General features: G+C 56.5%; 15 protein-coding genes. 8 read left to right on the plus strand and 7 right to left on the minus strand.

Features of this window, described 5'->3' with window-relative positions; translation table 11 throughout:
- The first annotated feature begins 65 nt into the window (after window positions 1–65).
- On the plus strand, window positions 66–710 hold the full coding sequence (locus ACR0AH_RS11255; RefSeq protein ID WP_480591994.1) for a hypothetical protein: 645 nt from the start codon (window positions 66–68) through the stop codon (window positions 708–710).
- A gap of 121 nt (window positions 711–831) precedes the next feature.
- On the opposite strand, the gene ACR0AH_RS11260 is transcribed toward ACR0AH_RS11255, so the two are convergent.
- Window positions 832–1,293, minus strand: a complete 462-nt coding sequence (locus ACR0AH_RS11260; protein WP_170392365.1) for a hypothetical protein — start codon at window positions 1,291–1,293, stop codon at window positions 832–834.
- Between the two features lie 355 nt (window positions 1,294–1,648).
- Between ACR0AH_RS11260 and ACR0AH_RS11265 the strand changes: the two genes are divergently transcribed.
- Window positions 1,649–2,227 carry a thymidine kinase gene (locus tag ACR0AH_RS11265; RefSeq protein WP_170594591.1) on the plus strand — a complete coding sequence of 193 codons (579 nt, stop codon included), beginning with the start codon at window positions 1,649–1,651 and terminating at the stop codon, window positions 2,225–2,227.
- On the opposite strand, the gene ACR0AH_RS11270 is transcribed toward ACR0AH_RS11265, so the two are convergent.
- The 5 genes from ACR0AH_RS11270 to ACR0AH_RS11290 form a co-directional block, all read right to left on the minus strand.
- Entirely contained in the window at window positions 2,224–3,174 is a 951-nt protein-coding gene (locus ACR0AH_RS11270; protein WP_170594589.1) for a 2-hydroxyacid dehydrogenase, read from the minus strand. The genes ACR0AH_RS11265 and ACR0AH_RS11270 overlap by 4 nt on opposite strands.
- On the minus strand, window positions 3,174–3,512 hold the full coding sequence (locus ACR0AH_RS11275; RefSeq protein WP_170392371.1) for a tRNA-binding protein: 339 nt from the start codon (window positions 3,510–3,512) through the stop codon (window positions 3,174–3,176). Before ACR0AH_RS11275 ends, ACR0AH_RS11270 begins: the two co-directional genes overlap by 1 nt.
- Window positions 3,505–4,320 carry a pyrroline-5-carboxylate reductase gene (proC, locus tag ACR0AH_RS11280; RefSeq protein WP_480591996.1) on the minus strand — a complete coding sequence of 272 codons (816 nt, stop codon included), beginning with the start codon at window positions 4,318–4,320 and terminating at the stop codon, window positions 3,505–3,507. Before proC ends, ACR0AH_RS11275 begins: the two co-directional genes overlap by 8 nt.
- Window positions 4,321–4,353: 33 nt before the next feature.
- Window positions 4,354–4,854 carry a type III secretion system chaperone family protein gene (locus tag ACR0AH_RS11285; protein WP_010441802.1) on the minus strand — a complete coding sequence of 167 codons (501 nt, stop codon included), beginning with the start codon at window positions 4,852–4,854 and terminating at the stop codon, window positions 4,354–4,356.
- A gap of 314 nt (window positions 4,855–5,168) precedes the next feature.
- Window positions 5,169–5,417, minus strand: a complete 249-nt coding sequence (locus tag ACR0AH_RS11290; protein ID WP_170512483.1) for an accessory factor UbiK family protein — start codon at window positions 5,415–5,417, stop codon at window positions 5,169–5,171.
- 97 nt (window positions 5,418–5,514) lie between these two features.
- On the opposite strand from ACR0AH_RS11290, the gene lgt reads away from it, so the two are divergent.
- The 4 genes from lgt (at window position 5,515) to ACR0AH_RS11310 (ending at window position 9,728) form a co-directional block, all read left to right on the plus strand.
- Entirely contained in the window at window positions 5,515–6,402 is an 888-nt protein-coding gene (gene lgt / locus ACR0AH_RS11295) for a prolipoprotein diacylglyceryl transferase (RefSeq protein ID WP_480591998.1), read from the plus strand.
- Window positions 6,399–7,466: a class I SAM-dependent methyltransferase gene (locus ACR0AH_RS11300; RefSeq protein WP_480591999.1), complete on the plus strand. Its 1,068-nt coding sequence runs from the start codon at window positions 6,399–6,401 to the stop codon at window positions 7,464–7,466. The genes lgt and ACR0AH_RS11300 overlap by 4 nt, the downstream gene beginning before the upstream one ends.
- The gene (pgeF, locus tag ACR0AH_RS11305) at window positions 7,463–8,221 is read left to right on the plus strand and encodes a peptidoglycan editing factor PgeF (RefSeq protein WP_480592001.1); all 759 of its coding nucleotides are present in this window, start codon (window positions 7,463–7,465) and stop codon (window positions 8,219–8,221) included. Before ACR0AH_RS11300 ends, pgeF begins: the two co-directional genes overlap by 4 nt.
- Before the next feature lie 724 nt (window positions 8,222–8,945).
- Entirely contained in the window at window positions 8,946–9,728 is a 783-nt protein-coding gene (locus tag ACR0AH_RS11310) for a Hint domain-containing protein (protein ID WP_480592003.1), read from the plus strand.
- Window positions 9,729–9,851: 123 nt separating this feature from the next.
- Here ACR0AH_RS11310 and ACR0AH_RS11315 read toward each other — a convergent pair whose 3' ends face one another.
- Window positions 9,852–10,352, minus strand: a complete 501-nt coding sequence (locus ACR0AH_RS11315; RefSeq protein WP_170588683.1) for an Lrp/AsnC family transcriptional regulator — start codon at window positions 10,350–10,352, stop codon at window positions 9,852–9,854.
- Between the two features lie 227 nt (window positions 10,353–10,579).
- Between ACR0AH_RS11315 and trxB the strand changes: the two genes are divergently transcribed.
- Both trxB and ACR0AH_RS11325 read left to right on the plus strand, forming a co-directional pair.
- Window positions 10,580–11,521 carry a thioredoxin-disulfide reductase gene (gene trxB, locus ACR0AH_RS11320; protein ID WP_170512491.1) on the plus strand — a complete coding sequence of 314 codons (942 nt, stop codon included), beginning with the start codon at window positions 10,580–10,582 and terminating at the stop codon, window positions 11,519–11,521.
- 1 nt (window position 11,522) lies between these two features.
- Window positions 11,523–11,981, plus strand: coding sequence for an RES family NAD+ phosphorylase (locus tag ACR0AH_RS11325; protein ID WP_170512493.1), 459 nt, complete (start codon window positions 11,523–11,525; stop codon window positions 11,979–11,981).
- The last annotated feature ends 27 nt before the right edge of the window (window positions 11,982–12,008 follow it).

Below are 12,008 nucleotides of genomic sequence, written 5' to 3' on the forward strand. Positions count from 1 at the left end.
GACCGACACATCAAGATCCGGATGCCCTGTGCATCCGAGTGATGTAGTTATGGGAGCCCGCTGTTATGGGAAATAATACTCGCGTTGGACTGGCCGCCTTGGTCGCCGCACCTTTCATTGGGGTCATGGCGACCGGCGCGGCAATCGCAGAACCGCAAACCTGCACGGTCAACACCGCGCGTGTTGCCGCCAATGAAGGCGATTTTGACACGCTCTGCGGCTGTTCGCAGGTAACGCGAGGATTTGTATCACATCTGCAAACACGATCTGATTTTGATTCGATCCTGCAGAACACTTCGGCGCAATGCCTCGGTCTGACTCAGTTGTTGAGCGATCTGCCCACAGCGTCGATCTCTGACACGAATGCCGGGGAAGATCGCAGCAGCGATCCATCCTCCAACTCGGGTGACGCAAACGGAAGCGGAAGTTCGGACAACAGTGGAGGTAGCCCAGGCAACAGCGGAGGAAACTCTGGCGACAGTAGTGATCCGGGTGATGGCGGAAACAGTCCAGGCGACGGTGGAGGCAAAGGTGGCCACGGCGGCGGCGACAAACCCGGTAAAGGGGGCGGCAAAGGCGGTCACGGCGGAGGTGACAAACCCGGTAAAGGCGGTGGCAAAGGTGGTCACCACGGGGGTGACAAGCCCGGAAAAGGCGGTGGCAAGGGAGGTGACAAGCCCGGCAAAGGTGGGGGAAAGGGTAAAAAGTAACCCGAAAGCAAGACAGAAATGAAAGGATCTGTGCCGCGTGAGTGGCTCAGGTCCCATTATTGGTCACGAATGGGGACGACGTACCGAGATAGCGCTCACCTATTTGCCCTGTGCGGGACATTCAGCTAACGCTTTCTTCTTCCAGGTGTAGCTTCATCTCAATCAGCACCTGCTGCAGCATACTGGTTTCTTTCAACAGTCGCTTCGCCTCGTTCACCGTGATGATGCCATCTTCTATCGCCGACTGATATTCCGTCATCAGCATGGCAAACCGCTGGCTCAGCGCAATGACATCGGAATTTACCCCGCCCGTACGTGGGCTATCCGAGTTTCGTCCATCGTAAGAAAGCGTGATATTCTTCAAATCCGCCAATGCCGCAGTCACGTGCGGATAGGCAGCCGCGTTTTCCAACCGGGCAACAGCATCCACCGGCATGAACCGGTCAGAATGTTCTGCGTTGTCTGAATAGTACCTGCCAAGCGTGGCTTTGGATTTCCCGGTGATCTCGCACGCTGCTTCGATTCCGACATCCTTAACCAATGCTTCGGTATGCTTTTTCAGATAGGCCCCGATATCTGCCATTTTGCTACCCTTGTTACCTGCGCCCTGCCCCCTCTGCCTGTCCATGCTGGGGGAAAGGGTAGGGAAATTTCCCATATTCGATTCATAATTGAAATGGCAATAATTGACTATCCCTCAGATATGCAGGGATTTTGTGAGTGAGTGGCGGCCGTTCGAGCCGGTAAAGAGTGTATGCGGGGCAGGATTTTAGCCTTGCATTGTATAGGCCACTTGTAGGCCGACGACGCCACTGTCGCGAAGGCGAGGTAATCCATCCCCAAGAGCATTTGCTCAACCTCAGCTGTAGCGATGGTGGCGTCGATTTACCCCCATGAGACGGCTTGCCCAGGCAGCACATGCGAATTAGACCCACGGCATGGCAAAGCTCTATTTCAACTATTCGACTATGAACGCGGGCAAATCGACCGTGTTGCTGCAGGCCTCGCATAACTATCGCGAACGCGGCATGGATACCTACCTGATGACAGCCGCCATTGACGGACGCGCCGGTGAGGGGCGGATCGCATCAAGAATCGGAATCTCGGAACGAGCGGACAGGTTTCGTCCCGACGACAATGTGTTTGCCATGATCGAAAACCGCCTGACACAAGGGGGCATCGCCTGCGTATTCATTGATGAAGCCCAGTTTCTTTCGGAAGAGCAGGTCTGGCAACTTGCGCGCGCCGTAGATGATCTGAAGGTCCCAGTGTTGACCTACGGGTTGCGGGTGGATTTTCAGGGTAAACTATTCCCCGGGTCGGCAGCATTGTTGGCTCTGGCCGATGAGATGCGCGAAGTACGCACCATCTGCGAATGCGGGCGCAAGGCGACGATGGTGATTCGTCAGGATGAAAACGGAAACACCATCACCGAAGGGGCGCAGGTCCAGATTGGCGGGAACGAGACTTATGTCTCGCTCTGCCGCAAACACTGGCGCGACGCGGTGGGTTCCTAAACCGGGTTGGGTAACGTTCGCCCGGCCACGAACGCCGCGACATTGTCCAACGCCATGTGACCCATATCGGTGCGTACCTCTTCGGTCGCGGTGCCGAGGTGGGGCAGCAGAGTCACATTTTCCATGTCACACAAGGCCTGCGGCACCTTGGGCTCGAACTCGTAGACATCCAGCCCAGCGCCAGCAATCTGACCCGCATGAAGCGCTTGGATTAAGGCGGCTTCGTCCACAACTTCACCGCGCGCAATGTTTATCACAATGCCCGAGGGCTTCATCGAAGCCAAAATCTGCGCGTTGACCAAGTGTCGTGTTTTAACTCCTCCGGGGACGGCTATGACAAGAAAATCCACTGCCGCAGCCAATGCATTGAGTTCAGGGATGTACTCTGCTTGGAAGTCCAGCTGTTTTGGACCGCGTGATTGATAGGCGACGGCCATTTCAAATCCGAAATGACACCTCCGAGCAATAGCCTGTCCTATGCGGCCCATTCCAACGATGCCCACCTTTTTGCCGGTCACGTGGTGGCCCAGCATCTGTGTAGGATGCCACCCCTGCCACTGGCCTGACCTGACCAACCTTTCCCCCTCACCTGAACGGCGGGCCGTAGTGAGCAAAAGTGTCATGGCAATATCGGCGGTGGCATCGGTGACGGCACCCGGCGTGTTGGTAACCGCGACTCCGGCAGCATGTGCGGCGTCCACGTCGATATGATTGTAACCAACGCCGAAATTTGCCAGCAGTTTACAGCGAGGCTCTGGCACCTTAGCAAAGATCTCTGCCGAAAACTGATCGCCCAACGTTGGGACCACAACGTCAAACTCAGTCAGCGCCCGCAACATTTCTTCATGCGTCATAGGCGTGGTTTCACTGCGGAATTCCACATCGAATTCGGCACGGGCGCGCACTTGGACAGCCGAAGTCATCGGTCGGGCAATCAGCAGTTTCATCAATGCATCCTTCCACCGATGGGCACAGCGCCATCGGGGCCTATCAACACGATCTCACCGTTTTCGTCAGGAAGACCCAACACCAAAACCTCGGACATGAATTTACCGATTTGGCGCGGGGGAAAGTTGACCACGGCCATCACCTGCTTGCCCACCAGCGTCGCCGGATCGTAGTGCGCGGTGATCTGGGCTGAAGTTTTGCGCTCACCGATCTCATCGCCAAAATCGACCCACAGCTTGATCGCGGGCTTGCGGGCCTCCGGGTACGGCTCGGCGCGTATCACCTCACCTACACGAATGTCGACTTTGAGAAATTCGTCGAATGAAATCTCACTCACGAGACAGCTCCTTGGATCGGTCGGTTGCAGCTTTGACGGCACGATGTAGCAGGCCTGGGAAACCCTCTTCTTCATGCATCAACACCTCCAGTGCGGCCTGAGTGGTGCCGTTGGGAGAGGTGACGTTAACTCGCAATTGCGAGGGGTGTTCGTCAGCGGCCATCGCCAGCACCCCTGCCCCGGCGACGGTTGATTTGGCCAACTTCATCGCCAGTTCCGGTGGCAGACCATGCGCTTCGCCAGCTTGCGCCAGTGTTTCGATCAGGTGGAATACATAGGCCGGGCCCGAACCGCTGACCCCGGTGACGGCATCCATCTGTGTCTCATCATCCAATCGAACCGTCTCACCAATGGCCGAAAGCAGGTCTTCAGCCAGTAGGATATCCGCGTCCGAGGTGTTGGCATTCCCAATCAGCGCCGTGATCCCCTGCCGAACCGCCGCAGGCGTATTTGGCATCGCACGGATGATCGGCGTATCTGCCCCAATGACGTTCTCGAAAGTGGCCAGCGATGTACCCGCTGCGACCGATATGAAAAGACTGTCACCATTGCCCAGCGCTTGAATGGCTGGCAGGGCTTCGCCCATCATCTGTGGTTTGACCGCTACGAGTACAGCTGCGGGTGCCTCGGGGAGAGGAGTGTTGATGTTGACGCCCTGCGCCTTCAGCCAATCCGAGGGGTAAGGATCAATCACCCAAACAGATGCTGCGGGCAGGCCATGTTCCAACCAACCCGCAAGCATTGCTGAACCCATCTTGCCGCATCCCAGAAGCACCAACCCCTGTTCGACGACGCGCGAGATATCCATGATTGCCCCTCCCCTATGGTTCGGGGCAAAGCTTTACGCGCGGCCGTAGGCCTCTGCAATGGCGACTTGCATCGCCTCTTCGGGGTCTCGGTTTCCCCAGGTCACCAGTTGGATCGCGGGGTAATAGCGCTCGGCGCTCAGTACCGCTGCGGTGATCATGGTATCGATCTGTTCTGGGCTGGCCGTCTGACCACCGGCCAGCACCAAGCCATAGCGATAGACCATCAATTTCTGGTTGGCCCAGTAGGTAAACGCCCCGGCCCAACACTGATCATTCATCTTGTTCAGTAGCTCATAAAGCTCGGTTTCGCGCTCGGCCGGAGGCTCCATCTCAAAGGAACACACCATGCGGAGCGTTTCATCGTAATTCGACCAGGCCAAAGTTATCGAATATGTGCGCCACTGTCCTTCGACAGCCATGGCAATCTGATCATCCCCGATCCGGTCAAAATCCCAGTCGTGATGTTCTGCAAGATGTTCAACAATGTCGATCGGATGAAGGTCTTCTTCGAGATACTGCTCGGAAAGGGCCATAATGCCACCTCACTAATCTCTAGCATTTTGGGGCTGGCAGCGCCCCAGCGCTAGTTGCCTGCTCTACAAGCCGGGCTTCCCCAGTCTGCCTGTACTAAATATGGTGCGATGTGAGCACAGCTCTGGCAACCCTATTTATTGGGGATAACAGCAATAAGTTGTGGACAGTTGGCAACGCCGATCAAAATATTGGCGTTGGATGCAGCTTTGTCTTGATAAATTTCTGCAGAGCGGCAAAATGCACAACACCGCACAATCCAAGTTCGGATTGCGCGGCGGATGCTTTTACCCAAAATCTTAAATTCCTGCGGACGTTACTTGTCCAGCTTCGCCTCGAGCGCGGCAATTCGCTGTTCAAGTGCACCGTTCTCTTCGCGCGCTTTCTGCGCCATGGCACGCACAGCATCAAATTCTTCACGGGTTACGAAATCCCGGTCGGCCAGCCAGCGGTCCATCATGGATTTCATCGCATTCTCGGCCTCTTCTCGTGCCCCCTGCGCCACACCCATGGCATTGGTCATCAGTTGAGACATATCGTCCAGAATCTTGTTACGGGTTTGCATGGGCTTTCTCCGATTTCGCGATTGCTCTCTATATGGGTAAAGATTGGCCCGGGCTCAAGGTTGACTTGCCACGCAAACCCCGGGCAATGAGACGCACATGCAGGCTGTTTTGAATTTCCCCGATCTGTCACCCGAAATTTTCTCGATCTCTCTGTTCGGGATGGAGTTTGCGCTCAGGTGGTACGCGCTGGCCTATATCGTCGGCATCCTGAGTGCTTGGCGCATGGCACTGATGGCGCTTAGGCGGCCTGTGCTTTGGGCTGATGACACACCACCGATGCAACCCGATCAGCTTGAGGATTTGGTCACCTGGATCATACTGGGTGTAATTCTTGGTGGTCGATTGGGGTTCGTCCTTTTCTATCAACCCGCATATTATTTTGCGTATCCACTGGAAATTCTGATGGTTTGGCAGGGTGGCATGGCATTCCATGGCGGCCTGTTGGGCGTGGTGATCGCCACGTATCTGTTCGGCAGGCGCCACGCTATACCGATTCTTTCGCTGGGTGATCTGGTTGCCTACACAGTGCCGCCCGGGTTGTTGCTGGGACGATTGGCGAATTTCACCAATGCCGAGCTTTGGGGTCGACCCAGCGAATTGCCATGGGCGGTGATCTTTCCCGGAACCACGGCCCAAGATTGTCCCGGCGTTGTTGCCGGGATGTGCGCTCGCCACCCTTCGCAACTGTATGAGGCAGCACTCGAGGGTCTGGTCCTCGGGGCGATTCTGATATGGCTGGCCTACCGGCGCGGCGCGTTTCGAAAACCAGGTCTGGTTATGGGCGTATTTCTGGCTGGCTACGGCGCATCGCGGTTTTTTGTCGAATTCTTCCGTCAACCCGATGCGCAATTTGTATCGCCCGGTAATCCGCTAGGGCTGGCGTGGCATGTTGGCGGTTATGGATTGACGATGGGGCAACTCTTGTCGCTACCAATGATTGCACTTGGCCTTTGGTTCGCAATTCGGGCAAAACGCAGATCATGAACCTGAAGGATCGTCTGCTCCTGCGCATCCAGAATGATGGCCCTATGACCATCGCTGACTACATGACCGAGTGTCTGATGCATCCGGAACATGGATACTACACAACCCGCGATCCGCTGGGCGCTCAAGGCGATTTCATTACAGCGCCTGAAATCAGTCAGATGTTCGGGGAGCTTATCGGGTTGTGTTTGGCGCAATCCTGGCTGGAGCAAGGCAAACCTGAACGGATTGTTCTGGCCGAGCTTGGCCCTGGTCGTGGCACCCTGATGGCAGACATCCTGCGCGCCACTCAGAGGGTGCCTGGCTTTCACAAAGCGGCCGAGATCGTGTTGCTCGAAGCTTCACCTGTTTTGCGCGACGTACAAGCCAAGGCACTGCAAGGGTATGAACCTCAGTGGATCGAGGCAATTTCTGATTTTGAAGATCTTCCTCTGTTTCTGGTGGCAAACGAGTTCTTTGATGCCCTGCCCATCCGCCAGTTCCTGCGCGAAGGCGAAGGTTGGCGCGAGAGGTTAGTTGGCAAAAATGGTGCATCGCTTGCGTTCGGTCTTGGTGCGCAATCGGCACAAGCTGCGCTCAGCGAACGTGTCGAGGATACGCAGGACGGAAATCTGGTAGAACTGTGCGCTGCTGCCAGTTCCATTATGTACTCTGTTGCCGGGCAGATCGCTCGCAACGGCGGAGCCGCGCTGATCATCGATTATGGTGACTGGCGCTCGCTTGGCGACACATTGCAGGCGTTGCAAGCGCATGAACGTGTCGATCCCCTGGATCAGCCCGGTCAGGCAGATCTAACCGCGCATGTCGATTTTGAGGCCCTGGCGATGACGGCTCGTGCCGCCGGTTGCGCCTATACAAAACTGACCCCGCAAGGCGTGTTTCTTGAACGGCTCGGGATCACGGCGCGCGCGCAATCGCTTGCCGCCCCACTCAGCGGGTCACAGCTTGAGGCGATGGTCACCGCACATCGACGGTTGACGCACCCCGACGAAATGGGAAACCTGTTCAAAGTACTGGGCCTTTATCCGCCAACTGCCGCGCCGCCACCGGGACTTGAACCATGACATTGGAAATCATTACCTCAGACATGCTGTCCCCTGTGCGACACGGGTTTTTCAGCCGCCGCGGTGGCGCATCCTCGGGCATCTTCCAGGGGCTCAACTGCGGAACCGGGTCGACAGATTTGACCGAGGCCGTAGCTTTGAACCGTCGGCGCGTCGCCGAAGCGATGGAAGTAGCCCCCGAGGCGATGATCGGCGTGCATCAGGTGCATTCTCCGACCGTGATTACAGTCGATGGGCCGATGACGGGCGACAAACCCAAAGCTGACGCAGTGGTCACATCAACGCCGGGTCTGGCGCTTACGATCTTAACCGCCGATTGCCAGCCGGTGCTGTTTTCCGATCCTGACGCAAATGTGATCGGGGCCGCACATGCCGGCTGGCGCGGGGCGTTGGACGGTGTGCTGGAGGCAACTTTGGACGCAATGGAAGCGCTGGGGGCCAGCCGGGACAACACAGTTGCCGTAATCGGCCCGACGATTTCACAAAGCGCTTACGAGGTCGGCGCCGAGTTTCTGGACGACTTCCTTGCCGACACGCCCGAGAACGCGCGTTTCTTTGCAAATGGCAAAGGTGATCGAATGCAATTCGACCTGCCCGCCTTTGGCCTGCACCGCCTGCGCGAAGCGGGTATCGGCCAGGCCGAGTGGGTCCGCCACTGCACCTATTCCGACCCTGACAGGTTTTATTCCTACCGGCGCTCGACCCATGCCAATGAGGCCGACTACGGCAGGTTGATTTCCGCGATCCGGCTGTAAATCTGGCCCGAAATAAGGCAGCTTTGCCCAGTTTCTGCCACATTTCTTGTGTTTATCAGAGTCAGAATCGTCTCAAATTTTCGCCAATGCACAGACGGTTATCCCGGCTCGGGACCTCATTGCATGGGCGGAATTAACAAAGAGGTACCTGAAACCTTTAATTTGTCCTCAATTCATCCCGGATCAGCCTTATAGGCGCCGCAAATCAGCGTCACATTGGCTTCATAAACGGGAACGGGGCGATCCGCCCTATCGAAGCAGGACAATGGATATGAAATCGAAATCACGCTTTCTCAGCGCCGTTTTTGCGGCTGTCAGGGATCAAGAACCGGAAATGCCCTGGAAGCGGGTTTCAAGTCACTCTGTCAGAGTTGCGCGCCGTCTGGCGGCACGACGCTGACACAGCAACCCCATGGGACCAGCTGCCGGTCTCAACGGGCAAACGCATACCGGATGATGCTCCGGTTCGGTATGTGGGGTCGCAGTCAAGATTGCGGCCAGGTTTCGGAGCGTGTGTGTGCAGGCAATTGCAGCCTGCGGTTTACGAGTTTGTCTGGGGGGTCAAGAACTTGACCAAAACACTGGTGTATTCTGCTACGGCGCTGTGCATTCGCGGCGACCAGCCTGTGTTTACCCATCTGATTACAGACAAAGAACAAGGTCGTCCGGCGATGTTGCACGGGGGTTCAAGCCGTCGGACGGAATTTAGAGGGGACGGAATACCATGACTATTCCAAATTCTCTGGCCCGCGCTGCCAGAAACGCGGTCGAGACGTCAGCGCTGTTGCGCGAAGCGCCTCGTCCGGGAACGAAGCAAAAGGCACAGCTTCGACGTTATGAAGTGTGCAGTCTGTTGAAAAACGGGGATATTTCACAGACGCGCCATATCGCACCAGCCTTGCCGATGTTTGAAGATGCGTTCTGTGCGTTCACACGCGGATCGTTGGTTGAGACACCGCAAGGCCAGATGGCCATCGAAGATCTGCTGCCGGGTGATGATGTACTCACTCAGGACGGATCATCGGAAACCGTGCTTTGGAAAGGGTCCGTCACGCTGATTCCCGGACGCGAGGATACGCGCGGACGAACCCGGCCGCTGACGCGGATCATGGCCGACACGTTCGGAATGCAAAAACCGATGTCGGGCGTCATCACAGGCCCCGCCGCACGTCTGCTGGGTACGCCCACGCATATGCGTCATCTGAACGGCGGGCAGCCCATGCTGACACCCGTCAGTGAGTTTCAGGATGGAATGGGCGTCATTGAAACGCTGCCACCGACTCCGGTTGAGCTGTTTCATATCTGCGTCGCGCGGCATTCGGTGATTCGGGTCGATGGCTTGCAGTTCGAAACCTATCATCCGGGCATCAATGCGGTCCGAATGATCAGTCACTCTTTGCGTTCGATCTATTTGAATCTATTCTCACATATCGAATCGTTGAATGATTTCGGTCCGTTGCTCTTGCCAAGAGCCGGAGATGGTGAAATTGACGCTATGACAGCGTGAACTGGTTAACTATTACTGTACTGCAAGCGTGGGGCATTATGCAGATTTTACTGAGTTGGGTTTTAACCCTGGCACTGGCGGCGATGCTGCCACCCTGTCCTGTGGATCAAACAAAAGGTAGGTTCAGGCCGTCCGGTTCATCCGGTCTTCCAGCACGTCAAATGGTACGCCTGGCTCGTCTTTTGCGCCTCGGATAACAAGCGAAGTTTTGACGCTGGCCACGTTTGGCGTGGTCAGCAACTCGCCTGTCAGAAATTGCTGAAAACTGCTGAGATCCGGTGCAACGCATTTCAGGATGAAATCAACCTCGCCGTTCAGCATGTGGCATTCGCGGACCAGTGGCCATTCCCGGCACCGGTCTTCAAAGGCGCTGAGTTCGGATTCGGCCTGGCTTTCAAGTCCGACCATGGCAAAGACCTGCACTTCGAACCCCAGTTCGCGGGCGTTCACGTCGGCATGATAGCCGTGGATGTACCCCGAATCTTCCAGCGTCCGCACCCGCCGCAGGCAGGGCGGAGCGGATATTCCCACGCGCTTGGCAAGCTCAACATTGGTCATACGGCCATCGGCCTGCAGCTCCGCAAGGATTTTGCGGTCGATTTCATCCAACCGGGTCGTGACCATCGAATGCTCCTGAGTTTTTCAGTTGTTATATCAGCAGCCCCGGGAGGCGCAATAATATTTCACAGCCACGCAATTTTCGTTATTTCAGATACATAATTGGCCGCAATGCCAATCATTAGGCACATCACGGACCTGCAATATGAAGGGGCTTTAAGCCCTGCCCTGCGGTCGCTATATCGATCCGCACCGGACAACATGTCCGCCGAGGCAGTTTGAGTGAGGATACCATGGCCGAAACACGACACACCAAGGTTCTGATCATCGGGTCGGGACCTGCAGGATACACCGCGGGCGTTTATGCAAGCCGGGCCATGTTGGAACCGATCCTGGTGCAGGGTATCGAACCCGGTGGACAACTGACCACCACAACCGAGGTGGAAAACTGGCCGGGTGACACCGAGGTTCAGGGGCCAGACCTGATGGTTCGGATGCAGGATCACGCCAAGGCAATGGGATGCGAAGTGATCGGCGATATCATCAGCGATCTCGATCTAAGCCAGCGTCCCTTCACAGCCAAAGGCGACAGTGGCACCGTCTACACCGCCGACGCGGTGATTCTGGCAACGGGCGCACGAGCCAAGTGGTTAGGCATTCCCTCGGAAGAGAAATTTAAAGGGTTTGGCGTATCAGCCTGTGCCACCTGTGACGGCTTCTTCTATCGCGGTCAGGAAATCGTTGTGATCGGCGGCGGAAATACTGCCGTAGAAGAAGCGCTGTTCCTGACCAACTTCGCAAGCAAAGTCACTCTGATCCACCGCCGCGATGAGTTGCGAGCTGAAAAGATCCTTCAGGATCGGCTGTTCAAGAACGAAAAGATCGAGCCGCTTTGGTTTCACGAACTGGATGAGGTGATCGGAACCGATGCCCCACTGGGTGTGGAAGGCGTCAAGGTCAAGAATGTAAAGACCGGCGAAATCACAGAGATTCCGTGCAAAGGCGTATTTGTCGCTATCGGCCACGCCCCGGCAAATGAGCTGGTCAAAGATACGCTGGAAACCCACATGGGTGGCTACGTCGTGACCAAGCCGGGCACGACGCAAACTTCGGTTCCGGGAGTTTTTGCTGCCGGAGACCTGACCGACCACGTATACCGTCAGGCTGTGACAAGCGCCGGTATGGGCTGCATGGCCGCGCTGGATGCAGAACGATTCTTGGCGGAGAACGACTGAGATGATCACAGAATTCTCCGGCCTCGTCTGGAGAATTCTGTTTCGCACCCAATCGGGTGACCCGCTCTCATCGGCCCGTGCCCCCGAAGGACGGTTTCATCATTCTGGCCAATTCGCGCTTTATGCGTCGCTTAGCGCTGAAGGTGCCGGGATCGCCATTCGGCGCTATGTCTCGCAGTGCGACCCTCCACGGACGATCCATCGCTTGAAAATATCCAAGGCGCAAGTATTGGATTTGCGGGGGCAACCTTCTGCCTCGATCGTCTGGCAAGACATGCGGGCAACCGGCATACCCTCTCCAACATGGCGATTTTCGGACAAGGCCCGCACATACGGCGCGGATGGGCTGCTATACAGTTCGCGCTCGCGTCCTGAACTGAGCCATCTAGTGTTGTTCAACGCAGAACACCAGATGATACAAACCGCAAGCGCCCCCTGCGACTGGTTCCACGAAAGGTGACCGCGCCTATCTTGACCGGCACCCGGC

This window comes from Ruegeria sp. AM5 (assembly GCF_056540645.1).